Source organism: Pseudomonas sp. TMB3-21, from assembly GCF_054898145.1.
Genome location: NZ_CM142718.1, coordinates 4,788,459 through 4,812,549 on the forward strand (window position 1 = coordinate 4,788,459; position 24,091 = coordinate 4,812,549).

The following is a 24,091-nucleotide window of genomic DNA, read 5'->3' on the forward strand; positions in this document are numbered from 1 at the left end:
CGGGAGGACGCCATGCGACAGATCATCAGCAAAGAACCCTGGTGGGCCGCGCCGCCGCAGGCTGGTCAGGCTGAGTCCGAGCTGGAATGGGGCTGGCTGGTTCACTATAGCGAAGGTGAGCCGCGTTTCGAGTTTATCCGGGAGCGGCCGTCAGACCGGGAAATCCAGCAACGCAAAAGTTGCCGGATCACCCCGGTGTCGGAGTGATCCGGTACGAGTCAGGCTTCGACGATCACCTCGAAACCGCCAAAGATCATGCGCTGACCGTCGAACGGCATCGCATTCATGTCGGCCTGCAGCCGCGGATCCTTCATGACTTTATCCATGCCGGCGTCGCGCGTGGCTTTGTCGGGCCAGATGATCCAGGAAAACACCACGGTTTCATCGTCCTTGAGCTTCACCGCCATTGGGAACGACGTCACTTTGCCATCCGGGACGTCATCGCCCCAGCACTCGGCGACGCTGAGCGCACCGCACTCGATGAACACCGGCGCGGCGGTGGCGGCGTGCTGGCGGAATTGCTCGCGGCTGGCGGTGGGCACGGCAAGCACAAAACCGTCGACGTATGACATGGTCATTCTCCTGCGTGAGTTAGGGGCCAATCTGCGGGTTAGTCGATTGCCCAGGGCTCCATTCGACCGTGCCGGCTTCGAGACCGACCGACGGTTGCAGACTGCTGGCCAGATTGCCCTCGATTTGCGCCGCCAGGTACAGCGTCCCCGCCATCACGCCGGTGGTCGGATTCTGCACCAGTTTGATCCACGCCTTGTCGAAGGTGTTGCCCAGGCTGCTGCGAATCAGCGCCTCACTGTCGGGCCGGTCATTGGCCTGAATCACCGCCCTGACGCCCGCCACGCCTACAGAAATCAGCGCCCCAGCCAATTTCCCGGCCACGGCGGCCACGGCACTGGCCGCCCCACGCGGGGCCATCTCGGCTTCGATCCGCTTGCTGGCGCGCTTGGCGACTGGTGCCATGGCGGTGTCGGTCGAATCCACGCCCCTGTCACCGCCGGCCTTGTGAATCTTGTCGATCAACGCCGCGTAAGCCGGCAACGTATTCAGCGGCTGCGTGCGCACCACCTGGTACAGCGAAGCGTTGCGTGCTGCAGGCGGTCCCAGGGCAATGGCCGGAATCTTCTGGATGCGGCCGTTGAGCTGGGCCATCGGCACGCCGTGACGCTGGGAGATGCGCTGCAATTCTTCCTGGAGAATGTCGACGTAAAACGCTGTGGCCAGGCCAAGAATCTGATCGGGATCGATTTCCAGTGCGACCGGTGCCAGCACTCGCCGCTGGTATTGCTCCAGCAGATATGCGGCCAGCCGTTTCTCTGACTGATTCTGCTCGTCCGAGCCGCTGATGGCGTACCAACTGACTTTCATCGACAGCCATTCCTGGGTCCAGTAGCTGCTGAACCAGGGGATGAAATTTTCTTCGGTCAGTTGATAGACCCGCGTGCGCCAGTAGTCCATGGCCCCGCGCGCGTAGATCTTGCTTTGTTCGGTGGCCGAGCGCGACGCGGCAACTATCTCGCGGTCGACTTGCTGCCATGTGCTGCGGGACACCACTACCGGCGGCGCGGATACCGGCGCGCGCTCAGGCGTGGCGCACCCGGCCAATATCAGCAGCACAGCAACGATCAGCGAACGCAGGTTCAAGATCGTGATTTCCTGCAGGTTCCCCGGGGAACGGGATGTTCGGGGGGTTAAGGCTTGATTTGAGTATAGGTGGCGGACTTGGGTTTGATGATGCTCTTGCAAGCCCCCTCGCCACCAAAGCCCGACCATCACTGCCGTCGATATTCACCATCGCGACGAATGCCTTCCGCCCAATAACCGTCAGCGTAGGATCACTCTCAACCCAACGCAAAACCCCGCATCGGAGGGGCGAATCATGATTATCCACCTACTCACTTGCCTGGCCCTGACAGCCTTTACCCTCAGCGTATTTTCCTGGTACGTGCTGACCGAGGAGTGCCCATCATGATTGTCGCCGTGACCCTTGCCGTGAGTTTTCCGGTGTTTGGCCGCAACTACTACGCGCAGACGCACGTCTCGCGCAAGACTTTCGAACTGCTGTTCGACGAGGCGTTCGATGATGTGCTGATGCCCGCCGCCGCCAATCATTTTAGCAATGAAGTGGTAGGGCTAAACGATCAGTTCCGTTTTTTGAACGACGTGCTCGAAGATCACCTCGCCCGTGCCACGTGGTTCTCATAATCCGCGCACACCTCTCGCAAGCAACCGCGTAACCAGCGGTGTACCGGATCGGCGTCCATGCGCGGATGCCACAGCATCGCGACCGTGAACGTCGGCAGCGTCACCGGACATTCAAAGCTGAACAGTCCCTCTCGCAGGTTAGTTGTATGGCGCTCGGGAACAGTGGCGATCAGATCGGTACTGCGCGCGAGGGCCAGCGCAGTGGAGAAACCACCGACAAACGTGGCGATCTGCCGTTGCAACCCAACCGCCGCCAGCGCTGCATCGATCGGCCCGCTGTCGAGCCCGCGCCGCGACACGCTGACATGTTTACCGGACGCATATCGTGCGGCGCAAATGTCGCCTTCGCACAGCGGATGGCCGACGCGCACCACACCCACAAAGCGATCCCCAAACAAGCCTTGCGTGCGTAACTCGGGTCCGGCCGACTTCCCCACTACACCGGTTTCCAGATCGACACTGCCGTCGCGCAACGCCGTGCTGTCCTTGTCTGTTTTGTCGACGAAACGCAGGCGCACGCCCGGTGCCTGCTCGGCGATGCGCGCGAGCAGTGCCGCACCGAAGTTCTCGACGAAGCCTTCGCGAATGCGCAGCGTGAACGTACGGCTCAGTTGCGCGAGATCAGGCGCTTGCACCGGTCTCAGCAGCCCTTGCGCATCCTCCACCAATTGACTGACGCGTTCGCGCAGTTCCAGCGCGCGCGGTGTCGCCACCAGGCCACGTCCGGCGCGCACCAGCAGCGGGTCGCCGGTGGTTTCACGCAGACGCGCCAGCGCCCGGCTCATAGCCGAGGGGCTGAGCTGCAATCGCTTGGCCGCGCGCGCGACGCTACCTTCGGCGAGCAGCACATCCAGGGTCACCAGCAAATTCAGATCAGGCATCGACAGGCATCGCTCTGCGGCAAGGTCATAGGGCGTGACGCGCATGTATAAAGTGCAACCCGTGCGCCTTCCGCCATGTTAGGCCTCGGCGTAGATTTCGAACAGCGTCGCTGCAGGCGCTAACGAAATCGAGGGATATAACGTGAAATCGACCATTGCCGTCAGCGGTCAACGGACATCATCCGGGCGCTGGGCACTGCTTTGCCTGTCGCTATCAATGCTGTTGTCGTCACTCGGCACCAGCATCGCGAACGTCGGGCTGCCCACTCTGGCACAGGCGTTCGGCGCCAGTTTTCAGCAGGTGCAGTGGATCGTCATCGCCTACCTGCTGGCCATCACCACACTCATTGTCAGTGCCGGGCGGCTCGGCGACCGGATCGGTCGTCGGCGTCTGCTGCTCATCGGAATCGCGCTGTTTACTCTGGCGTCGGGCCTGTGCGGCATTGCACCGACTCTGGACATACTGATCGCTGCCCGGGCGCTGCAGGGGCTCGGCGCAGCCATCATGATGGCGCTGACCCTGGCAATGGTCAGCGAGACGGTCGCGAAGGATAAAACCGGCGGCGCCATGGGCTTGCTGGGGACGATGTCAGCGATTGGCACGGCCATGGGGCCGTCCCTCGGCGGATTGCTGATTGAGGGTTTTGGCTGGCGCGCACTCTTCCTGATCACTGTGCCGCTGGGCCTGATGACGTGGCTGCTCGGTCATTGCTATCTGCCAGCCGACCGCAACAAAACCGACACATCGCCGCCACGCTTCGACGCACCCGGTACGCTGGTGCTGGCCCTGACGCTGGCGGCATACGCATTGTCGGTGACGCTGGGACAGGGTCAGTTCGGAGTGGTGAATGCTGCTTTGCTGGTAGCAAGTGTCGCCGGCGTCGGGCTGTTTGTGCTCATCGAGTCGCGCGCTGCCTCGCCACTGATTCAGTTGAGCCTGTTTCGGGACCCGCTGCTGAGCGGCGGCCTGATCATGAGTGCGTTGGTGATGAGCGTCATGATGACGACGCTGGTGGTCGGGCCGTTTTATCTCGCGCATGCACTGAGGCTTGACGCCGTGACCATCGGGATGGTTCTCGCAGTCGGGCCGGTGGTGGCGGCGCTGACGGGTGTGCCCGCCGGGCGGATGGCCGACCGTTTCGGTGCCCGCCCAATGACCCTCGCCGGGTTGATCGCGATGGCGATCGGCGGCCTCGCGTTGTCAATATTGCCGCAGACGCTGGGCATGGCTGGTTACGTTGCATCGATCATGCTACTGACGCTCGGTTATGGTGCTTTTCAGACCGCCAACAGTACCGCGCTAATGGCTGACGTCGCAGCCGACCAGCGCGGCGTTATTTCGGGTTTGCTGAATCTGTCGCGCAACCTCGGCTTGATCACTGGTGCGGCCGCGCTGGGCGCCGTGTTCGTGTTCGCCACCGGCGTGGCAGATATCCGCACGGCGCCACCCGCAGCCATAGCGCACGGGATGCGCATCACCTTCGCCGTCGCCACAGGATTGATGGCTTTGGCAATCATGATTGCACTGACCATCCACCCACTGGTTGCGCGGCGAAACCGTCCCTGACGCTCGTTTATGGCTTGATCACCACCAGCGGCTCACCTTTTTTGACGATGTAGGTGGCCAGTTCCGATGCGTTGCCCGTGCCGACATTCTTGGCGATGTGCGCGGTGCCCGCCGGTATGTACAGCGAATCCCCCGCTTTCAGCGTCACCGGCGGCTGCCCCTCGAGTTGATATTCGAACGTCCCGTCGATCACGTAAGCGACTTCCACGCCAGGGTGAGAATGATTGGGCGAGGCAACACCTGGCTCGAAGTCGACGCGAACCTGGATCACTTCACGCCCGGAAACATCAAGGTCCTGGCGCAGCAAATCAGTGCGATGCAGCCCGGCCTGCCAGCTTTTTGCCGGCACAGGGTCGGCAGCTTGGGAAACGCCCGAGTAGCTGGCGAGTGCAGCTACGGTGGCCAGGGCGAACGCGTAAAGACGACCTGGGTGACGGGATTTGATCAGTGACATGGTTCTTCTCCGGGTTGATACCGTTTGTGGTGGCCCGATTAAGCAGGTGCCGTGTATCGCGCTCGTGTCGCCAATGTCGTGGTTTTGTAAGCGAACATGGCTCCGTACGCCGGCGATACGTGGCGATACAAATCCCCGTTTTCCCGCAGGCCCCTGTAGCAGCTGCCGAGCCTGCGAGGCTGCGTCCGGCTGCGCAGCAGTCGTAAAACAGACCTATGCGGTGGGTCAGGAAAACCTTGTTCCCGGAACTGACGACTGCTGCGCAGCCGAACGCAGCCTCGCAGGCTCGGCAGCTGCTACACGAACGCGTCTGCGCAGCGACGTTGATTTTTTCTGAAACCGGTCAATCCTTAAATCAAGCACAAGGGCTGAACCGGCCCTCCAGAGAGCAGGACAAGCCGATGAGCGAACACATCGTCCACTTCCATTGCCAGATCGATCAGGGCACGACTGAGCGATTCCGTGATTGCTGCCTTGAAGCCCTGAATCAGGGGGCCACCTCGCTGATGCTCAACTTGTCCACCACGGGTGGCAGCACCAACTTCGGTTTCACCCTGTACACGTTTCTGAAGTCGTTGCCGGTGCCGCTCTGCGCGGTGAATGCCGGCAATATCGAATCGATGGGCATGATCATGTTTCTCGCCGCAGGGCACCGCATCACCTCGCCGCACTCACGTTTTCTGATTCACCCGATGAACTGGTATTTCAATCAGAAATCCGTAGATCACCAACGCCTGCGCGAATACCTGTCCAGCCTGGATAACGACCTGGCGCGCTACGTGCAGATTTTCTCCCTGGAAACCGCCCACGCCGAGACCAAACTGGATATTTTCCACTGCCTGTCTGCCGAGGAAAAAGTCATCGCCGCCGAAGACTCCCTGGCATATGGGATCGCTTACGAGATCAAGCAGATGGTCTTCGACGAGGGCGTAAAACACTGGACGGTTAGCGGCGGATAGATCAACGCAACTCAAGCAAACCCATTGCAAATCAAGAGCTAAAAATCACTGCGCAATTCTTTTGAATTTTTATTGACGGGCCCACTCATTTGCTTAAGAGCATTAAGGGGGGCCTTATGAATCGCACGGGACTGTACATCATCGAATACAACCTTCATGGCAAGGCCAAATCCTTCATCATCCGCGCGCAAATGATGCAAAACGCGGATGCGTGGCATTGGGCGAGTTGTGACGCTGGCATTGCGCCGATTCCCAAACCGGGGCGGCGGCCGCTGAAGACTCTATCGAAGCCGCAGGCCGAGCGTTATGGCATTACGGAGGTGAAATGGCGCGAATCCGAGACCATTGAATGGACCGAGGTTTGATCAGCCGGTCCGCATAGTGCTTGCACGAGCACTGGAATCGGGGTTAAACCGATTCCAGTGCTACGCTTTTAGTTCGTTGGCAGAGGCAACACAATGTTCGAGCGAAGAGTCACCCGCCAGGCATTCGAGAGCGTCGCCGTGAAGCGGATTCTGGCAGCGTCCATCGTTGTGGCATTGATCGCCACGACCACTTACGGGCTCTTTTACTGGGAGGCGGTTGGTACCCGGACGCAGCAATCGCTGTGTGGCGAAGCCAAGCAAACCCTCAAAGGTGTGGAAGTCCAGGCGCGTGCGCTCGCGGCCGGGCTGACGGTTGACGATTATGCCAAGGCGGAAGAGGACGAAGTGGCGGCGCTGATCCGCGCACTCGATGCCGCCACCAATGAAGCAGAAGTTGACCGGGCCATCGAGGCGCACGCGGCGTCAATCGAAGCCAAAAACGCCGTGATCGACGCGGAAGTGGACACCCGCGGCGACCAGATCTTCCTCGAGCAGCGCCTGAAAAAACAGCGCATACCGGTCGATGTAAAGCAGCAATTGCTGCGCGCCGCCAAAGCCGTCAGCGTCAGTTGCACCTGATACGCTGATCGCCGGCTTCAGCCTTTCGCAGCCATTGCCGTCACTTCCACACGCATGCCCTCAACTGCCAACGCCGCTACGCCAACTGCGGCGCGCACCGGCCAGGGTTTCGCGAAAAAGCGCTTGTAGACTTCATTGAACGCGGCGCGATCAGCCATGTCGGTCAGGTAGATGGTCAGATGCAGCACCCGATCCATCGAGCTGCCCGAACGTTCAAGCGCCACTTTCAACGCCTGCAGCGTGCACTCGCTCTGTTCGACAATTCCGCCCAATTCAAGACTGCCGTCAGCACGGGTCGGAATCTGCGTGGAAACCAGCAGCCCGGCAAAACCGGCAACGTCGGAAGAGATGGAATCTGCGTCTGGGTCGGGCAGGAAGGAGATGTCTTGGTTCGCCATGAGGTGCTCTTGTTTGTGGAGATAAGTGGTGCAGTTTACAGGCTCGTTGACAGGTTGTTCAGGCGGCCGTTTGAAACCTGCAGTTAGCCTTCAAGAGCAACGATCAATCGGCCTCAACGACAAAGCCCGCACGAGGCGGGCGTTGGGAATCAGTAGGTGGCCGGTGCTGGTCTCCGGCTTACAAGGATTATCGGACCCTACAACGTCTGTTGACTGTTGCCGATCTTCCTGGCCTCCCCGACGCCCCACTCCATCGCCCCTTCCATGTCGAGGAAATGCAGCTTTGGATGGTCGTTTTCCTCGACCGCCGTGCCATTGGGCAAGTACACCCCGATAAACATCCCCAACGAACCATCCCTCAGAATCTCGGCCTTGACCTTGATCTCGCATCCATTGGAAAGCGTTTCCGTGTGAAGCAAATGCCGTTCAGTCATCACTGCATCCTCATCGTGGTTAAGCCATCTTCACGCACCAAAATCGCTCACTCAAACCGATGGAAACCTGGCCTGACAGCGTCGTAATGCCACCTATACTACAAGCCACCGTCCCCCCCGGGGTCTGCATTACCAACAATAAAAGCAGAGGTGGAACATGGTTTGGCAGCAAATCTACGATCCGTTCAATAGCCCGGTGTTTTCAACCATCATGGCCGCCGTGCCGGTTGTGGTGATGCTGGCGGCCCTGGCGTTTTTCCATGTTAAAGCGCACCTGGCGGCCTTGATGGCGTTGGGTTCAGCCTTGCTCATTGCTATTTTCGCGTTCGACATGCCTGCCGACATGGCCGGTTCCGCCGCGCTGTACGGCGCCGCCAACGGTCTGCTGCCGATCGGCTGGATCGTCCTCAACATCATTTTCCTGCACCGGCTGACCACCGAGAATGGCTCGTTCAAGGTACTGCAGGATTCCCTCGCGCGCATCACCGACGACCGACGATTGCAGCTGCTGCTGATTGCCTTCTGCTTCGGCGCGTTCTTCGAAGGCGCTGCCGGGTTCGGCACGCCGGTCGCGGTGACCGGGGCCATCCTCATCGGCCTCGGCTTTTCGCCGCTGGCCGCTTCCGGCCTCGCGTTGATCGCCAACACCGCACCCGTCGCGTTCGGTGCCTTGGGCACGCCGATCATCACCCTGGCCAAAGTGACCGGGCTGGATGAAATGGAGCTGTCGATGATGGTCGGTCGGCAACTGCCGTTTTTCTCGGTGATCGTGCCGTTCTGGCTGATCTGGGCATTCGCCGGCTGGCGCAAGATGCTGGAAATCTGGCCGGCGATTCTGGTGGCCGGGGTCAGCTTCGCCGTCCCGCAATTCATCGTGTCCAACTACCACGGGCCGCAACTGGTTGACGTGATCGCGGCACTGATCTCGATGGCCTGCCTGACCGGCTTCATCAAGGTCTGGAAGCCGGCCACCATCCACACCTCGGCCGCGCTGTCGGGGCGAGTCGACAACTCCAAAATCGCCGAAGAGCACGACGTCAAACCGACAGCGACCTCAAGCTTCAACAGTGAAAACCGCTCGGCGGTGATGCGTGCGTGGATGCCGTGGATCATCCTGACCGTCTTCGTGTTCGCCTGGGGCACTCAGAGCTTCAAAAACATTTTCGACACCCGCCCGGCCATCGACCCGGTGACCAACTCAGCCAGGCTGGATCCGCAAGGCAAGCCGATGCGCGAAGCCAACCCGGTGTTCGCACCGACCATCACCTTCTCGACTATTCACCAGCAGATCGAAAAAGTACCGCCGGTAGTGCCGACGGCCAAAACCGAAGACGCGGTGTATCGCTTCAACTGGCTCACCGCCACCGGCAGCGGCATTCTCCTGTCGGCCATTCTCGGCGGCCTGCTGATGGGCTACTCCATTCCGCAGCTGATCAAGCAGTACGTGCGAACGATATGGGTGGTGCGGTATTCGCTGATCACCATTGTCGCGATGCTCGCCCTCGGCTTTCTCACGCGCTACTCGGGACTCGACGCGACGATGGGACTGGCGTTCGCCGCCACGGGGATTTTCTACCCGATGTTCGGCACGCTGCTGGGCTGGCTCGGCGTCGCCCTGACCGGCTCGGACACGGCTTCCAACGTGCTGTTCGGCGGCCTGCAACGCGTCACCGCCGAGCAGCTCGGTCTCAGCCCGGTACTGATGGCCGCTGCCAACAGCTCCGGTGGGGTCATGGGCAAAATGGTCGACGCGCAGTCGATCGTGGTGGCCTCGACCGCCACGCGCTGGTATGGCCATGAAGGGGAAATCCTGCGCTACGTGTTCTTCCACTCGATCGTCCTGGCCATTCTGGTCGGCGGGCTGGTGACGTTGCAGGCCTACGTGGAGCCGTTCAGCAGCATGGTCGTCGGCGGGCGCTGACGCGATTTATCCACGGGAGCCAGGTTTGCCCATCGCGAGCGAACCTGGCGCCGCTACCTTCTGGAGGAATTGAACAGATGAATCGACTGACCGCCAAAGACTTCGCCCCGCAACTGCTGGAGCTTTATGACTATTACGCGCATGGCAAAATCAATCGGCGAGAGTTTCTCGATCGCGCCGCGCTATTCACATTCGGTGGATTGACCGCCGGGGCGTTGCTCGCCTCGTTGAGCCCGAATTACGCGCTGGCCGAGCAGGTGGCATTCACCGACCCGGACATCATCGCCGAATACATCACCTATCCCTCGCCGAAGGGAAACGGCCAGGTCCGTGGCTATCTGGTGCGTCCGGCCAAGGCCAGCGGCAAAGTGCCCGCCGTGGTAGTAGTTCACGAAAATCGCGGGCTCAATCCGTACATCGAGGACGTTGCGCGGCGGGTGGCCAAAGCCGGGTTCATCGCGCTCGCGCCAGATGGCCTGACGTCTGTGGGCGGTTATCCGGGCAACGATGACAAGGGTCGCGAGCTGCAGGCGACCGTTAACCCCGAGAAACTGATGAATGATTTTTTCGCCGCCATCGAGTGGCTGATGCAGCACGACGCAACCACAGGCAAGGTCGGCATCACCGGTTTCTGTTACGGCGGCGGTGTAGCCAACGCGGCGGCTGTGGCGTTTCCGGAGCTGGGGGCCGCCGTGTCCTTCTACGGCCGGCAGCCAGAGGCCAAGGATGTTCCGCGAATCAAAGCGCCGGTGATGATACATTACGGCGAGCTGGACACGCGCATCAACGAAGGCTGGCCAGCCTACGAACAGGCGCTGAAAGCGGGCGGCAAGACGTACGAAACCTGGATCTACCCGGGGGCCAACCACGGCTTTCACAACGATTCCACACCGCGTTACGACGAAGCCGCTGCCCAGCTCGCCTGGGACAGGACGCTGGGTTGGTTTCGCCGCTATCTGGTCTGACGCAAACTGTTTTTAACCCACCAGATCAATCAATTGCTCGCGCTGTGCACCGGTCAACATCGGGCCGAACCCCGCACCGGCATTGTCCGCCATGTAACGCGGATTGCCGGTGCCGGGGATCACGCAGGTGACCGCCGAATGCGCCAGCAGGAACTTCAGCGCCAATTGCGGCCAGCTGTTGACCTGCACCTGTGACGCCCAGCCGGGCAGCGGTTTGTCTTTCAAGCGGGCGAGCAATCCGCCGCCGCCGAACGGCCGATTGCACATCACCGCCACACCGCGCTCCCGGCACAGCGGCAGGATGCGTTTTTCCACGCCTCGGTCATCCAGCGCGTAGTTGATCTGCAGAAAATCCAGCGGCTCGGCCTTCAGCACCGCCTCCACTTCATCGTAGGCCGACGCCGTGTAGTGGGTGATGCCGATGTAGCGAATGCGCCCTTCTTCCTTCCATTTGCGCAGCGTCGGCAGGTGGGTTTTCCAGTCCAGCAGATTATGGATCTGCATCAGGTCGATGCGGTCGGTCTGCAGCAACCGGAAGGATTCTTCCATCTGCGCAATGCCTTCCTCGCGCCCGCGAGTCCACACCTTGGTCGCCAGAAACGCCGGCGAACGGGGTTCATGGATCGACAGCAGCTCGCCAGTGGTCTGCTCGGCGCGACCGTACATGGGTGAGCTGTCGATCACCGTTCCACCTTTTGCGAACAGTGCACTGAGCACTGCGGGCAAATTCTTGTAAGCGGCGTCGGAGGGCGCGACGTCAAAGCCGCGATACGTGCCCAGACCGACAAGCGGCAATGGTTCGGAGGTGGAAGGAATGGCGCGGGTCAGCATGGTCTTGCCTCCTGTGTCCTTCGATGGCGCAGTAGTCGCAAAGGCCCGATCAAAGGTGAGGACCGCCGAAGCACCGGCAGCCAGCGTGAGTAATTTGCGACGTGTGAAACCTTCAGTGCGGCTCATGGCCGTGTTCCTCCGCTTCGTTGCGCTGCGCCTTGTGCGCCTGCTGCCTGGCCAGCCAGGCGCATAAAACGCCCCACAATCCGGCAATCGGTACGATCACCAGCGCGACCAGCCCGAACCCCGCGCCCACTGTCGTCAAACCGACGGACAACCAGCCACTGGCCGCGTCGCCGCCGCGATAGACCAGCGTCTCGATGACATTCTTGGCCTTGTACTTTTCCTCGCGGCTGACCACCGTCCAGAGCACCTCGCGGGCCGGTCGCACGATCGCGAATTCGACGGCGCGGCGCAGCCCTTGCGACAAGGCCACCGTGGCCGGCACCGGCGCCATGGCCATCGCCGTAAACGCCACAATGGTCGCCAGCGGCAACATGGCTAGTGCACCGCCGATGCCGATCAGGCGAATCAGGGGTGCGGTCAGCAGCAGCTGGAAGATCAGGGTCAGCGCCGACACGGTCAAATCGACCAGGGCGAAGAATTGCGTCCTGCTGGCCACATCAGAATAGCTGTCGGCGACAATTCGTCCCTGTTCGAAGTACAACAATGTCGCCGCGCTGGTGTGCAACAGCATGAACAGCACCAGCCCCAGCAGGTAGCGCGAGCGCAATATCAGGGTGATTCCGGCCAACATGCCTCCGCCCATGCGCCGGTCATCCAGCGACGAACGGCCGCTTTGCGAGGCCGTGCGCGACAATAAGGCACGAAAGCAGCGCACCGCCATTTCCAGCAGCAGCGCTGCCCCGACCGTCAGCGCCACCGGCCCGAGTCGCGTGGCCATGGTGGCCGCCAGTAGCGGCCCGATGAACGTGCCAAGGGTGCCGCCCGCCGCAATGAAACCAAACAGCCGCCGCCCCTGCTCACTGGAGAAACGGTCGACCAGCACGCTCCAGAAAATCGACACGATGAACAGGTTGTAAATGCTGATCCAGACGAAAAAAACCCGCCCGACCGCGACCGGTGCGACGTGGTTGGCAATCAATCCACCGAAGAGCAACATCGACAAGGCAATCGCACGATAAATCAGCGGCACAAAACGCGTGGCCGGCAGGCGCGAAGCGAGGGCACCGAACACCGGCACCATCAGCAGCATCACTACGAATGTCGCAGTGAACAGCCATTGCAGCTGACCGGCGCCGCCTTCCAGGCCCAGAGCATCGCGTAACGGCCGCACCAGGTAATAGCTGGCGAGCACGCAGAAATGAAAGCCGAAGCCGAGGATCAGCGCGGCCCTTTCGCTGGGCAGGACATTCAGCCATTTGGCGGCGATGGGCATCGGTGCCCTCCTCTTCAGCCCACTTGCCTGGGTTCAACTACACTCTGGCAGCGCTCAAGCACCTGCACACTACGGCCAAGAGCAATCAATGCCGACCCCTAACGTTAGCCGAATGCCGCGAACATTGATGACCATCCTCGCCATCGCCGTTCTCTTGTACCTGGCGCTCTGCGCGGCGCTGTTCGTGTTTCAACGCTCGCTGATCTATTTCCCGCAACCGCGTACTGTCGGTGGTGCCGAGACCCTGATGACGCTGGCGGTCGCCGACGCGCAAGTGCTGGTGAGTGTGAGACCCCACGCGGGGCCCAAAGCGCTGATTTATTTTGGCGGCAATGCCGAGGATGTCTCGAGGAACCTGCCGGAGTTCAGCCAGGCGTTTCCCGAACATGCGTTGTACCTGATGCACTATCGGGGGTTTGGCGGCAGTACCGGCTCGCCCTCGGAGGAAGCGATCCAGCGCGATGCGATGACCCTGTTCGACAGCGTTTACGGCGAACATCCACAGATTACCGTGATGGGCCGCAGCCTCGGCTCCGGCGTCGCGGTGCGCCTGGCAAGCCACCGTCCGGCGACGCGTCTGGTGCTGATCACGCCTTACAACAGCCTGAAAGACCTCGCGGTGCGCCAGTACCCGATTTTTCCGGTGAAGTGGTTATTGAAGGACACGTTTGAATCGTTCAAATACGCCGCTGATATCAACGTGCCGACGCTGCTGGTGATGGCTGAAAATGACGAGGTCATCCCGCGCGCCAGCACTGAAGCGCTGCTCGAGCATTTCGCCCCCGGGGTGGCAACGTTAAAGGTCATACCGGGTGCGGGGCACAATTCGCTATCGGACAGCCCCGGCTATTTCAAGCTGTTGGCGGAAGGTCTGTAGGCGCGATCACTTGCGCGCCAATTTGTAGCGCAGGCAATCGTCATAAAAACTCTTGCGCAACGCTGCCGGCTTGAGGCGCGACGAGCTGTCGTAAGTTTGCTCGGTAATGCCCATGGCCATCATGCGCATCCACGGCTTGTTGAATTTGTACGTTTGAAGTTTCTGCCGGGCGGCATACAACGACACGCCTGCGAGTTTGAGCTCCTGCGCCCTTGCCGCCGTACCCGCGCCCCAACTGCACATGTAGCGGTCGTTGTCCTTGAGCTCTTTGGCGGACGCGGAGACAGCGATGCCTGTCAGGCCGAGGGAAACCAGTGTGATCCATACAATCCGCATTTAAACCCTGCCCTAACCGGCTGAAAATGAAGCGATTTTGCCGAGGTGCAGGTCACCGAGGGGCCAGCAAAATGCCTTATTCACTGGTTATTTGACGAATGACTCGCGGCGTTCGCAGAGGGTCGGAGTGCGGTCAAGTTGTCAAGGAGAGCGAACTTGCGGGCCGCGCTCTGACTCAAGATGATTAATCAAAACGTTTGGCCAGAGATCACCCCCATGTGCGGAAGACTGACCCAATACCGCGGCATCCATGACTTTGTCGCGGTGCTGAGCATTCCCGATGCGTTGATCAATCACGTCGGCGACGAGCCGTTGGCCCGCTACAACGCCGCGCCTACCGATCAGCTGGCATTGCTGCATCAGGAAGACAACGGCCTGACGGCGGACAAAGTGCGCTGGGGATGGCGCCCGCATTGGGCGAAAGACCGTGCGGCACCCATCAATGCGCGGGTCGAAAAAGTCGCCTACGGTCCTTTTTTTCGGGCGATCTGGTCACGCAGGGCAATCGTGCCGGTCGACAGCTGGTTTGAATGGGTTACAGAGCCTGGCGATTCTACCCGTCAGCCGTGGTTGATCCGCCGCCGTGATCGCGCGCCGGTATTTTGCGCCGCCATCGGCCAGTTTCCCCAACGAGATGAGCCGTCGCGGGACGATGACGGTTTTGTGATCATCACGGCAGACAGCGCCGGCGGCATGCTCGACATCCACGATCGTCGGCCGGTGGTGTTTTCCCCGGAACTGGCGCGGGAATGGCTGGACCCTGCCACGCCACGCGAACGTGCCGAGCAAATGGCTCTATTACAGGGGGAAAGCAGCGACGCGTTCGAGTGGTACAGGGTCAGTAAAGCTGTTGGCAATGTCAGAAACAAAGATGCATCGCTGATCGAGGAAGCGATTGGATCCGATCAGTATCGCCAAAAACCTCTCATAGATTGATACCTGTATAGACCGTTCGCTTCGTTATCCGTTACACGGACTGTCTCATGGCAGAGACAGTCTGGCGGTCACTGGCAGATTGATATTCCACCGCTTGTCAGACAACCAGATTGTATTACATACATTACGGGTTACTCCGGATAGCATGCGCGCCGCATAACCATTGAGTTATCTGGCTGACCGATCAGTCAGCAAATGCTGAAATCTCCATACATCCAAGACTTGAAGAGTATTAAATTGCGCGACGATTTTTCATCGAATCCCGTCGTCAGTCTGCCGTATGTTCATCTTTCCAAGACTGAACGCTTACAGCTTGACTGCTTTATCGGGCAATACATCAAGACCCGCAATCTTCGATCAGTTTCGGGAATTGAAAGCCGCCTGCGCCTGGCCCTCAAGGACTATCCGGGCAAGCCACCGGTGCGGGTCAACGAACTGAATGCGTGGATCGACAAAACGCTAGGCTTCCGCGCGGCTCATCCGGATGAATTGCCGGTGGATGATCACTGATCCGGTTTCGCCGGGGCTGATTTTCCATGGTCAGTGATGGGGACAATCGGACCTGTACCTGGCCAGAAGTTCGCGCCAGACTCCGCGCATCAGCAACATAACGTGGAGCCCAGCCATGCTTTATCGAATCGCCGCCGACGGCCTGGTGCTGTTCCATCTGGCGTTCATTCTGTTCGTGCTGTTCGGCGGGCTGCTGGTGCTCAGTTGGCGGCCGCTGATCTGGCTGCATCTGCCCGCAGCACTGTGGGGAGTGTGTGTTGAGGTCCTGCACCTGCCCTGCCCGCTGACAACCTGGGAAAACTCCACCCGCCTTGCCGCCGGGCAAACCGGTTATGGCGGCGGTTTCATCGACCATTACGTCTGGCCGATCATTTATCCGGCAGGTCTGACGCCCGGTATTCAATGGGTTTTGGGCGCAGTGGTGTTGGGAATCAATCTGGTGATTTACGCCACGCTGATCAAACGCCGGACGACCCAACGCTCACACTGAAACTCAGCGAGCAATCAGTTGATCAGGACGCCGGTTGCTTCACGGCATCGATCCAGGCCGGGTTCAAACGGGTCTGGTTCGGGTCCAGCCCCAAGGATTCCATCCTGTCCTTATGCAGATCCATCTCCCGTATCAACTGGCCATGATCGCTGGAATTTCCATCCAGTTCGTGCATCTGGCTCAACCCCAAATGATAAAAACGCAGCAGCTTCATGGCGCTCGGATCTTCTCTCTCAACCGCCGCTGTCACTTGATGCATGACGTTGGTAACACTCATCAGGCTGCGCTTGAGCTGCCAGCCGTAGACCGCCGGCGCCATCCATTCCTGTTCCCAGAACACACTGCGCATCAGCGCAACCATCAGCAACACCGCGACAAACACACCACCCACGTTGAAGCGCAGATTATCGCCGCCCGGCTCGCCAAACAGGCTGACCGCCGCAGTCGACAGCGTCATCGCCAAGGCCAGGAAAATCAGGGCGATGATGACCGTACTGCGGCGCGTCTGGCGGCGGTAGAATTCGGGATTTTGCGGCTGGATATCGAACATTGCGTCGGGTTTCCTCACGTGATCGGCAAAAAGACTGCGGGGCATTATCGCCTCTGTGGGGGATTTAGCTATGCTGGGGCTCCTTTACATCTTTTCATCGTCAAAGGGGAACGTAGCGATACAGCTCAGTTCGTGCCATCTTCTTTCTTGGATACACACTATTCGGATGCCATGCGCCGTCGGCGGGTGACATCGTTTTAAGGATTACTGAATGACCCAACGACATGTAATCAACGCCTCCGTCAGCCCCAAGGGCAGCCTGGAAACCCTTTCTCAACGCGAAGTTCAACAACTGAGCGAAGCCGGATCCGGCAGCACCTATACCCTCTTCCGCCAGTGCGCCCTGGCCATTCTCAACACCGGCGCCCATGTTGATAACGCCAAGACCATTCTGGAAGCTTACAAAGACTTCGAAATCCGCATTCACCAGCAGGACCGTGGTGTGCGCCTCGAACTGCTGAACGCTCCGGCCAACGCATTCGTCGACGGCGAAATGATTGCCAGTACCCGCGAGATGCTCTTCAGCGCCCTGCGCGACATCGTCTATACCGAGAATGAACTCGACAGCCAGCGAATCGACCTGAGCACTTCCCAGGGCATCAGCGACTACGTATTCCACCTGCTGCGCAATGCGCGCACCTTGCGTCCCGGTATCGAGCCGAAAATCGTGGTCTGCTGGGGCGGGCACTCGATCAATACCGAAGAATACAAATACACCAAGGAAGTCGGCCACGAACTGGGCCTGCGCAGTCTGGACATCTGCACCGGTTGCGGCCCCGGCGTGATGAAAGGCCCGATGAAGGGCGCGACCATCGCCCACGCCAAACAGCGCATCCACGGCGGACGTTACCTCGGCCTGACCGAACCCGGCATCATCGCCGCAGAAGCGCCGAACCCGATCGTCAACGAGCTGGTGATTCTGCCGGACATCGAAAAACGTCTGGAAGCCTTCGTGCGCGTCGGTCACGGCATCATCATCTTTCCAGGCGGCGCCGGTACTGCCGAAGAATTCCTGTACTTGCTCGGCATCCTGATGCACCCGGACAACAAAGGCGTGCCGTTCCCCGTGATCCTCACCGGGCCGAAACATGCCGCGCCGTATCTGGAGCAGCTCGACGCGTTTGTCGGCGCGACGCTGGGGGACGCGGCCAAGCAGCATTACGAGATCATCATCAACGACCCGGCGGAAGTGGCCCGGCAGATGACCCAGGGTCTGAAAGCGGTGAAACAGTTCCGCCGCGAACGCAACGACGCGTTCCATTTCAACTGGCTGCTGAAGATCGACGAAGGCTTCCAGCGTCCGTTCGACCCGACGCACGAAAACATGGCCAACCTGAAACTGAGCCGCGACCTGCCGGCCCACGAACTGGCCGCCAACCTGCGGCGCGCGTTCTCCGGCATCGTCGCCGGCAACGTCAAGGACAAGGGAATTCGCCTGATCGAAGAACACGGTCCGTATCAGATCCGTGGCGACGCGGCGATCATGCAACCGCTCGATCAGTTGCTGAAGGCCTTCGTCGCTCAGCACCGGATGAAACTGCCCGGCGGTGCAGACTACGTGCCGTGTTATCGAGTGGTCGCGTAAACCTGCTCAAGACTGTGGCGAGGCAGGCAACCTGCTCGCCACAGGTCATTGCCTTGCAGCCTCACATTGCAATGCTCATCGCTCGCTAGGACAGGGGCTTTCTGGCATCCTGCGCGTCCATTTTCTGACCCGGCCGCCTGCAGGCACGCACATCATCATGACCGCTTCTGAAAAAGCCCCCGCCCCGCGCAACAACGATCTCATTTATGGCCTCGACGACCGCCCTCATCTGACCGCAACGGTGTTCGCCGCGCTGCAACATGTGCTGGCCAGTTTCGTCGGCATCATCACTCCCACACTGATAATGGGCAGCGCCCTCGGCCTGCAAAGTGAGATCCCCTACCTGATCAGCATGGCGCTGTTCGTCTCGGGCCTGGGCACCTTCGTCCAGGCAAAACGCTTCGGCCCGGTCGGCTCCGGTTTGCTCTGTCTGCAAGGCACCAGTTTTTCATTCATCAGCGTGATCCTCAGCGCCGGCTTCATGGTCAAGGCGCGAGGTGGCGGCACCGAGGAGATACTCTCGACGATCTTCGGCGTGTGTTTTTTTGCCGCGTTCATCGAGGTGCTGCTGAGCCAGTTCATCGGCAAACTGCGGATGTTGATCACCCCGGTGGTCACCGGCACGATCATCACACTGATGGGGTTGTCGCTGATCAAAGTCGCGATGACCGATATTGCTGGCGGCTTCGGCGCGCCGGACCTGGGCGCCGGCAGTCACTTGGCGCTGGCTGCGTTGGTGCTCGGGACGATTGTGGTGTTGAATCGGGTCGATGTGCCGTTCCTGCGCCTCGGGGCAATCGTGATCGGCCTGACCCTCGGTTATGCGGTGGCGTGGTTCATGGGGCACGTGGATTTTGCGAGCATGCCTGAGGTGCCGCTGATGAGCGTCCCGGTGCCGTTCAAATACGGGTTCAATTTCGATTGGGTGGCGTTCATACCGATCGCGGTGATTTTTCTGGTATCGCCACTGGAAGCAGCGGGCGATCTCACCGCCAACTCGATGATCTCCCGGCAGCCGGTCAAGGGTCCGCTGTACATTCGCCGGATCAAGTCCGGGCTGCTGGCCGACGGGCTTAACTCGGCGATGGCGGCGGTGTTCAACAGCATGCCGATGGTGACCTTTGCGCAGAACAACGGGGTGATCCAGCTGACGGGCGTTGCCAGCCGCTACGTGGCGTTTTTCATTGCCGGGCTGCTGGTGCTGCTGGGGCTGTTCCCGATGATTGGCGCGGTGCTGCAGCTGATGCCCAAACCGGTGCTGGGCGGTGCCGAGCTGGTGATGTTCGGCACGGTCGCGGTGGCGGGTATCAAGATCCTCGCCGAGGCCGGGCTGCATCGACGCAACATGCTGATCGTGGCCATTTCCCTCGGTTTGGGCCTGGGCGTCGCGGCGGTGCCGGAGGTTTTGCGCGAGCTGCCCACGGCGCTGCACAACATCTTCGAATCGCCGATCACCGTCGGCGCGTTGTGCGCTATCGTGCTGAACATCTTCCTGCCGGAGGAATTCATCGAGCTGGAAGAAGATGATTTCGACCCGGAAGCGTCGATTCTTCAGGTGATGGAAAATCCCGAGGTTACAAGCAAGGCTGAACCGGCAGTGCCCGGGGTGGTCGGACAGATGAACCGCTAGGCAGGCGTGAGGCCGAGCCTAGCGGGTTCGGCCTTTTTCTTTTTAGTGAGTGTGCCCATGCGCCGTGTCCACGCGTTGATTCTTTCCCTGCTGATGCTCACCCTCAGCGCCTGCGCCCTGCTGCCCCAGCACGATCCGTTGAACATCAACGTGGTCGGACTTGAGCCGATGCCAGGTCAGGGCATGGAAGTGCGTTTTGCGGTGAAAATCCGCGTGCAGAATCCCAATGACACGACCATCGATTACAACGGCGTGGCGCTGGATCTGGAGGTCAATGGGCAGCCCCTTGCTTCCGGCGTCAGCGACCAGTCCGGGTCTATTGCGCGGTTTTCTGAAACCGTGCTGATCGTGCCGGTGAGTGTGTCGGCGTTCTCCGTGTTTCGCCAGACCGTTGGGCTGACCAGGTCGCAAACTCTGGATGACCTGCCTTACGTTTTGCGTGGCAAGCTGGCTGGGGGGTTGTTTGGGACGATGCGGTTTGTGGACAGTGGCAAATTGAGTTTGCCCGGGGCTGTGACTGGGACTTGGTAAGCAGCCTTTAGTCGCGATCAGCGAGGGGGATTCTTGGTGCCCCCGATTCACCGTAGGAGTTGGCTTGCCAGCGATAGCGGTGGGTCAGGTGGCATGGATGGTGGCTGACACGGCGTCATCGCTGGCAAGCTTTGCTACCACAAGGTATTCCCACAGGAGTTTGAGTTATCGCGGAAGAATGTAGCGTTCGATGGCCTGGGCCGCGCCGTCTTCGGTGTTGGCGGCGGTGACGACGTCTGCCTGGCGCTTTACGGCGTCTTCGGCCTGCCCCATGGCGATCGACAGTCCGGCGCGGTGGAACATGGGCGGGTCGTTGCCGCCGTCGCCCATGGCGGCAGTCTGTTGCAGCGGCACACCGAGGTGTTTGGCGAGTGTCGCCAACGCTTCACCTTTGTTCGCCAGCAGCGCAGTGACATCCAGGTAGATCGGTTGCGAGCGCGATACCTGCGCCTGGCCCTCTACTTTCGGAATTAACTGCGCTTCCAGTTCGATCAAGAGTTGAGCGTTGTTGCTCGCTGCGACAATCTTGTCGATGCGCGACAAGTACGGTTCGAACGACTCGACCACAACCGGCGGATACCCCAGACCACTCTGCTCACGCGGCACCATCGGCCCGGTCGGGTCCTTGAGCAGCCAGTCGCCGCCACTGAACACCCAGACTTCAATGTCCGGCAAATCGCCAAACAGCGTCAGGGCGGTCAGCGCTGCGGTCGCCGGTAGGTAATGCGCGACCAGCAACGTACCGTCCGGATTGACGATCGTGCCGCCGTTGAACGCCGCTGTCGGCAGGTCCACGCCGAGCGCTTCGATCTGTTGCAGCATGGCTTTCGGCGGCCGGCCCGTCGCCAGGCTGAACAGCACGCCCGCCTTGCGCAGGGAGCGCACGGCGTCAATGGTGCGCTGACTGAGGCTGTGATCAGGCAGCAGCAAGGTGCCGTCCATGTCACTCAGCAAAAAACGAATGGGTTGTTGCGTCGGCTCACTCATCCGAGGCCGTGCCAGACGCGACCATCGCGAGTCAGCAACTCTTCTGCCGTAGCCGGCCCGTCCTCACCCGCCGCGTAATGCTCGACGTTTGCGTCCTGCTGCCAGGCATCGAGGAACGGCTGCACGGCGCGCCAGCCGTTCTCGATGTTATCAGCGCGCTGGAACAGCGTCTGGTCCCCGGTCAGGCAATCGTAGATGAGCGTTTCGTAGCCGGTGGACGGCTGCATCTCGAAGAAATCCTTGTAGGCAAAACCCAGCTCGATGTTGGCCATTTTCAGCGCCGGGCCGGGCCGTTTGGCCAGCAGGTCGAACCACATGCCCTCGTTGGGCTGGATCTGGATGCGCAGATAGGTCGGTTGCAACTCATCGACCTCGGTGTCACGGAACTGCGCGTACGGCGCCGGTTTGAAGCAGATGACGATCTCGGTGTCGCGCACGCTCATGCGTTTGCCTGTACGCAGGTAGAATGGCACACCGACCCAGCGCCAGTTGTCGATCATGACTTTGAGCGCAACGTAAGTTTCGGTAGTGCTGTCGACCGCTACGTTGTTTTCCTGGCGGTAACCGGGCAACGGTTTGCCATCAACTTCGCCAGCGCGGTACTGGCCGCGGACTGAATTGGCGCGCGCCTCTTCGGTCGTCCACGGGCGAATCGCCCCAACCACCTTGGCTTTCTCGCCGCGCACCGCGTCTGCACCGAATGCGGCCGGCGGTTCCATGGCCACCATCGCCAGCAGCTGGAACAGGTGATTGGGCACCATGTCGCGCAAGGCACCGGTGTGTTCGTAAAAACTGCCACGGGTTTCCACGCCGACGGTTTCGGCGGCAGTGATCTGCACGTGGTCGATGTAATGATTGTTCCAGAAAGCTTCGAACAGGCTGTTGGAGAAGCGGCTGATCAAAATGTTCTGCACCGTCTCCTTGCCCAGGTAATGATCGATCCGGTAGATCTGGTTTTCCGACATGACACTGAGCAGGCAGGCGTTCAACGCCTCTGCAGTCGGCAGATCGGAGCCGAACGGCTTTTCAATCACCACCCTTCTGAAGGCGTCGGGGGTCTCCTTCAGCAGGTCGGCCGCGCCAAGCCGCCGTACCACTTCACTGAAGAAACGCGGCGCGGTGGCCAAGTAAAACACCGCATTGCCGGTGCCGCTGGCGGCAATTTTCGCCGCCAGGGCTTGATAAGTGCTGTTGTCCAGAAAATCGCCCTGGACGTAGCTGATGCCACTGGCGAGCTTGGCCCACAAGTGCGGGTCGAGAATCTCGTCGCCCTTGCCGACCTTCGCCGCCACTTCCGTACGGATGAAGTCTTCGAGTTTTTTCGCAAAGGCTTCATCGCTAATAGCGTTGTGATCAACGCCGACGATCCGCAAACCATCCCCCAGCAAACCGTCGCGACTCAGGTTGTACAGCGCCGGCATCAGCAGACGCTTGACCAGATCACCATGCGCGCCGAACAGAAACAGCGTGGTCGGTGGTGCGGGTTCAGCCTTGGATTTATTGCGGATCAACCGGGTCATTTTTTCGAAGTCTCCACGTGGCCGCCGAAGCCGAAGCGCTGCGCCGATAGAATCTTGTCGCCGAAGGTGCCCTGCCCGCGTGAACGGTAGCGCGAGAACAGCGAGTTCGACAGTACCGGTACCGGCACCGATTGCTCCATGGCAGCTTCGATGGTCCAGCGACCTTCGCCGCTGTCCGCGACCGAACCCGAGTAACCCTCGAGTTTCGGATCGCTGGCCAGAGCGTCCGCCGTCAGGTCGAGCAGCCAGGACGACACCACGCTGCCGCGGCGCCAGACTTCAGCGATATCAGCGACATTGAGGTCGAAGCGCTGGTCTTCCGGTAGGTTTTCACTGGCCTTGGTCTTGAGAATGTCGAAGCCTTCAGCGAAGGCCTGCATCATTCCGTACTCGATGCCGTTGTGAATCATTTTCACGAAATGTCCCGAACCTGCAGGACCGGCGTGGATGTAACCGCGCTCGGCACGGTCATCTTCGGACTTGCGGTCCTTGGTGCGCGGAATATCGCCCATGCCCGGGGCGAGGCTGGCAAACAATGGATCGAGGCGTTTGACCACTTCGGCTTCGCCGCCGATCATCATGCAATAACCGCGTTCCAGGCCCCAGACGCCGCCGGAAGTGCCGACGTCAACGTAATGCAGGCCTTTTTCCGAGAGGCTTTTCGCCCGGCGGATGTCGTCCTTATAAAAGGTGTTGCCGCCGTCGATGATGGTGTCGCCGGGTTCCAGCAACGTGCTCAGTACTTCGATGGTGTCTTCGGTCGGCGCGCCGGCTGGCAGCATGACCCACACCGCGCGCGGCTTGGCCAGGCCGGCCACCAGGGCTGGCAGGTCGATAACGCCTTTGGAGCCTTCGGCTGCGAGGTTATCGACAAAAGCGGTATTGCGGTCGTACACAACGGTGGTGTGACCGTTGAGCATCAGGCGCCGCGCAATATTGCCGCCCATGCGGCCCAGTCCAATAATCCCGAGTTGCATGTACTGATGCTCCCTACTACAAATAAAGTGTGTCAAAGGTTATAGCGCAACGCGACTAATGGGGGTTAGTCCAGAGCTTTGCGACGAAGTTTCCGTGCATTGTGCCCGATACTGATAGATAACGCCGGGAATCGTGCCGAAGACACAACGACCATGAAAAATAAAAAAGTTCCCATCTGGGGCAAAAGAAAT

28 protein-coding genes are annotated in these 24,091 nt (G+C 60.3%); 15 read left to right on the forward strand and 13 right to left on the reverse strand.

What is annotated here, in order from left to right; translation table 11 throughout:
- Positions 1-12 precede the first annotated feature (12 nt).
- On the forward strand, positions 13-207 hold the full coding sequence (locus tag ACYZTS_RS21705; protein ID WP_028623598.1) for a hypothetical protein: 195 nt from the start codon (positions 13-15) through the stop codon (positions 205-207).
- Between the two features lie 11 nt (positions 208-218).
- Here the strand turns inward: ACYZTS_RS21705 and ACYZTS_RS21710 are convergent, their stop codons facing one another.
- Together ACYZTS_RS21710 and ACYZTS_RS21715 are read right to left on the reverse strand one after the other, a co-directional pair.
- Complete coding sequence (locus ACYZTS_RS21710) at positions 219-572, reverse strand: DUF1428 domain-containing protein (protein ID WP_028623597.1); 354 nt, start codon at positions 570-572, stop codon at positions 219-221.
- Between the two features lie 19 nt (positions 573-591).
- Entirely contained in the window at positions 592-1,656 is a 1,065-nt protein-coding gene (locus ACYZTS_RS21715) for a hypothetical protein (RefSeq protein ID WP_461991968.1), read from the reverse strand.
- A 324-nt stretch (positions 1,657-1,980) separates the two neighbouring features.
- On the opposite strand from ACYZTS_RS21715, the gene ACYZTS_RS21720 reads away from it, so the two are divergent.
- The gene (locus ACYZTS_RS21720; RefSeq protein WP_028623595.1) at positions 1,981-2,217 is read left to right on the forward strand and encodes a hypothetical protein; all 237 of its coding nucleotides are present in this window, start codon (positions 1,981-1,983) and stop codon (positions 2,215-2,217) included.
- Here ACYZTS_RS21720 and ACYZTS_RS21725 read toward each other — a convergent pair.
- Positions 2,187-3,104, reverse strand: a complete 918-nt coding sequence (locus tag ACYZTS_RS21725) for a LysR family transcriptional regulator (protein ID WP_028623594.1) — start codon at positions 3,102-3,104, stop codon at positions 2,187-2,189. The genes ACYZTS_RS21720 and ACYZTS_RS21725 overlap by 31 nt on opposite strands.
- A 136-nt stretch (positions 3,105-3,240) precedes the next feature.
- Here ACYZTS_RS21725 and ACYZTS_RS21730 point away from each other — a divergent pair, with 136 nt between their 5' ends.
- Positions 3,241-4,665: an MFS transporter gene (locus ACYZTS_RS21730; RefSeq protein ID WP_461991970.1), complete on the forward strand. Its 1,425-nt coding sequence runs from the start codon at positions 3,241-3,243 to the stop codon at positions 4,663-4,665.
- Between the two features lie 7 nt (positions 4,666-4,672).
- Here ACYZTS_RS21730 and ACYZTS_RS21735 read toward each other — a convergent pair whose 3' ends face one another.
- Positions 4,673-5,119: a cupin domain-containing protein gene (locus ACYZTS_RS21735; protein ID WP_028623592.1), complete on the reverse strand. Its 447-nt coding sequence runs from the start codon at positions 5,117-5,119 to the stop codon at positions 4,673-4,675.
- Positions 5,120-5,520: 401 nt separating this feature from the next.
- On the opposite strand from ACYZTS_RS21735, the gene ACYZTS_RS21740 reads away from it, so the two are divergent.
- From ACYZTS_RS21740 to ACYZTS_RS21750, 3 genes are all read left to right on the forward strand, one after another.
- Positions 5,521-6,078 carry an ATP-dependent Clp protease proteolytic subunit gene (locus ACYZTS_RS21740; RefSeq protein WP_028623591.1) on the forward strand — a complete coding sequence of 186 codons (558 nt, stop codon included), beginning with the start codon at positions 5,521-5,523 and terminating at the stop codon, positions 6,076-6,078.
- A 116-nt stretch (positions 6,079-6,194) separates the two neighbouring features.
- Positions 6,195-6,443 carry a DUF6555 family protein gene (locus tag ACYZTS_RS21745; RefSeq protein ID WP_028623590.1) on the forward strand — a complete coding sequence of 83 codons (249 nt, stop codon included), beginning with the start codon at positions 6,195-6,197 and terminating at the stop codon, positions 6,441-6,443.
- Positions 6,444-6,536: 93 nt separating this feature from the next.
- Positions 6,537-7,022, forward strand: coding sequence for a hypothetical protein (locus ACYZTS_RS21750; RefSeq protein ID WP_236645640.1), 486 nt, complete (start codon positions 6,537-6,539; stop codon positions 7,020-7,022).
- Between the two features lie 17 nt (positions 7,023-7,039).
- Here the strand turns inward: ACYZTS_RS21750 and ACYZTS_RS21755 are convergent, their stop codons facing one another.
- Together ACYZTS_RS21755 and ACYZTS_RS21760 are read right to left on the reverse strand one after the other, a co-directional pair.
- On the reverse strand, positions 7,040-7,420 hold the full coding sequence (locus ACYZTS_RS21755; protein ID WP_461991974.1) for a RidA family protein: 381 nt from the start codon (positions 7,418-7,420) through the stop codon (positions 7,040-7,042).
- A 197-nt stretch (positions 7,421-7,617) separates the two neighbouring features.
- Entirely contained in the window at positions 7,618-7,854 is a 237-nt protein-coding gene (locus ACYZTS_RS21760) for a hypothetical protein (protein ID WP_028623587.1), read from the reverse strand.
- A gap of 157 nt (positions 7,855-8,011) precedes the next feature.
- Here ACYZTS_RS21760 and ACYZTS_RS21765 point away from each other — a divergent pair, with 157 nt between their 5' ends.
- Both ACYZTS_RS21765 and yghX read left to right on the forward strand, forming a co-directional pair.
- Positions 8,012-9,775, forward strand: a complete 1,764-nt coding sequence (locus ACYZTS_RS21765) for an L-lactate permease (RefSeq protein ID WP_461991976.1) — start codon at positions 8,012-8,014, stop codon at positions 9,773-9,775.
- A 77-nt stretch (positions 9,776-9,852) separates the two neighbouring features.
- Positions 9,853-10,740, forward strand: a complete 888-nt coding sequence (yghX, locus tag ACYZTS_RS21770) for a YghX family hydrolase (protein ID WP_028623585.1) — start codon at positions 9,853-9,855, stop codon at positions 10,738-10,740.
- Between the two features lie 12 nt (positions 10,741-10,752).
- Here the strand turns inward: yghX and ACYZTS_RS21775 are convergent, their stop codons facing one another.
- Positions 10,753-11,697, reverse strand: coding sequence for an aldo/keto reductase (locus tag ACYZTS_RS21775; RefSeq protein WP_028623584.1), 945 nt, complete (start codon positions 11,695-11,697; stop codon positions 10,753-10,755).
- The gene (locus tag ACYZTS_RS21780) at positions 11,684-12,970 is read right to left on the reverse strand and encodes an NTP/NDP exchange transporter (RefSeq protein ID WP_461991979.1); all 1,287 of its coding nucleotides are present in this window, start codon (positions 12,968-12,970) and stop codon (positions 11,684-11,686) included. The genes ACYZTS_RS21775 and ACYZTS_RS21780 overlap by 14 nt, the downstream gene beginning before the upstream one ends.
- A gap of 88 nt (positions 12,971-13,058) precedes the next feature.
- Between ACYZTS_RS21780 and ACYZTS_RS21785 the strand changes: the two genes are divergently transcribed.
- A complete protein-coding gene (locus ACYZTS_RS21785) occupies positions 13,059-13,847 on the forward strand; it encodes an alpha/beta hydrolase (RefSeq protein ID WP_461991981.1) in 789 nt (262 codons plus the stop codon).
- A gap of 6 nt (positions 13,848-13,853) precedes the next feature.
- Here ACYZTS_RS21785 and ACYZTS_RS21790 read toward each other — a convergent pair whose 3' ends face one another.
- A complete protein-coding gene (locus ACYZTS_RS21790; RefSeq protein WP_028623581.1) occupies positions 13,854-14,183 on the reverse strand; it encodes a hypothetical protein in 330 nt (109 codons plus the stop codon).
- Between the two features lie 216 nt (positions 14,184-14,399).
- Here ACYZTS_RS21790 and ACYZTS_RS21795 point away from each other — a divergent pair, with 216 nt between their 5' ends.
- The 3 genes from ACYZTS_RS21795 to ACYZTS_RS21805 all read left to right on the forward strand — a co-directional run bounded on the left by ACYZTS_RS21795 (position 14,400) and on the right by ACYZTS_RS21805 (position 16,119).
- Positions 14,400-15,119 (forward strand): SOS response-associated peptidase, encoded by a 720-nt coding sequence (locus ACYZTS_RS21795; RefSeq protein WP_461991984.1) that lies wholly within the window; start codon positions 14,400-14,402, stop codon positions 15,117-15,119.
- A 237-nt stretch (positions 15,120-15,356) separates the two neighbouring features.
- On the forward strand, positions 15,357-15,629 hold the full coding sequence (locus ACYZTS_RS21800) for a hypothetical protein (RefSeq protein ID WP_028623580.1): 273 nt from the start codon (positions 15,357-15,359) through the stop codon (positions 15,627-15,629).
- 115 nt (positions 15,630-15,744) lie between these two features.
- Positions 15,745-16,119, forward strand: a complete 375-nt coding sequence (locus tag ACYZTS_RS21805) for a DUF2784 domain-containing protein (protein ID WP_028623579.1) — start codon at positions 15,745-15,747, stop codon at positions 16,117-16,119.
- Positions 16,120-16,141: 22 nt separating this feature from the next.
- On the opposite strand, the gene ACYZTS_RS21810 is transcribed toward ACYZTS_RS21805, so the two are convergent.
- Positions 16,142-16,669, reverse strand: coding sequence for a DUF3087 family protein (locus ACYZTS_RS21810; RefSeq protein ID WP_461996513.1), 528 nt, complete (start codon positions 16,667-16,669; stop codon positions 16,142-16,144).
- Positions 16,670-16,880: 211 nt separating this feature from the next.
- Between ACYZTS_RS21810 and ppnN the strand changes: the two genes are divergently transcribed.
- The 3 genes from ppnN to ACYZTS_RS21825 all read left to right on the forward strand — a co-directional run bounded on the left by ppnN (position 16,881) and on the right by ACYZTS_RS21825 (position 20,415).
- The gene (gene ppnN, locus ACYZTS_RS21815; protein ID WP_028623577.1) at positions 16,881-18,254 is read left to right on the forward strand and encodes a nucleotide 5'-monophosphate nucleosidase PpnN; all 1,374 of its coding nucleotides are present in this window, start codon (positions 16,881-16,883) and stop codon (positions 18,252-18,254) included.
- Between the two features lie 157 nt (positions 18,255-18,411).
- The gene (locus ACYZTS_RS21820; RefSeq protein WP_461991986.1) at positions 18,412-19,884 is read left to right on the forward strand and encodes a nucleobase:cation symporter-2 family protein; all 1,473 of its coding nucleotides are present in this window, start codon (positions 18,412-18,414) and stop codon (positions 19,882-19,884) included.
- A 57-nt stretch (positions 19,885-19,941) separates the two neighbouring features.
- Entirely contained in the window at positions 19,942-20,415 is a 474-nt protein-coding gene (locus ACYZTS_RS21825) for an LEA/WHy family protein (RefSeq protein ID WP_461991988.1), read from the forward strand.
- Between the two features lie 165 nt (positions 20,416-20,580).
- Here the strand turns inward: ACYZTS_RS21825 and ACYZTS_RS21830 are convergent, their stop codons facing one another.
- From ACYZTS_RS21830 to gnd, 3 genes are read right to left on the reverse strand one after another with little or no spacing between them, the layout of a single operon-like run.
- Positions 20,581-21,402 carry an HAD family hydrolase gene (locus ACYZTS_RS21830; protein WP_461991990.1) on the reverse strand — a complete coding sequence of 274 codons (822 nt, stop codon included), beginning with the start codon at positions 21,400-21,402 and terminating at the stop codon, positions 20,581-20,583.
- Positions 21,399-22,922 carry a glucose-6-phosphate dehydrogenase gene (zwf, locus tag ACYZTS_RS21835; RefSeq protein ID WP_461991992.1) on the reverse strand — a complete coding sequence of 508 codons (1,524 nt, stop codon included), beginning with the start codon at positions 22,920-22,922 and terminating at the stop codon, positions 21,399-21,401. Before zwf ends, ACYZTS_RS21830 begins: the two co-directional genes overlap by 4 nt.
- Positions 22,919-23,899 (reverse strand): phosphogluconate dehydrogenase (NAD(+)-dependent, decarboxylating), encoded by a 981-nt coding sequence (gene gnd, locus ACYZTS_RS21840; protein ID WP_028623571.1) that lies wholly within the window; start codon positions 23,897-23,899, stop codon positions 22,919-22,921. Before gnd ends, zwf begins: the two co-directional genes overlap by 4 nt.
- Positions 23,900-24,091 lie beyond the last annotated feature (192 nt).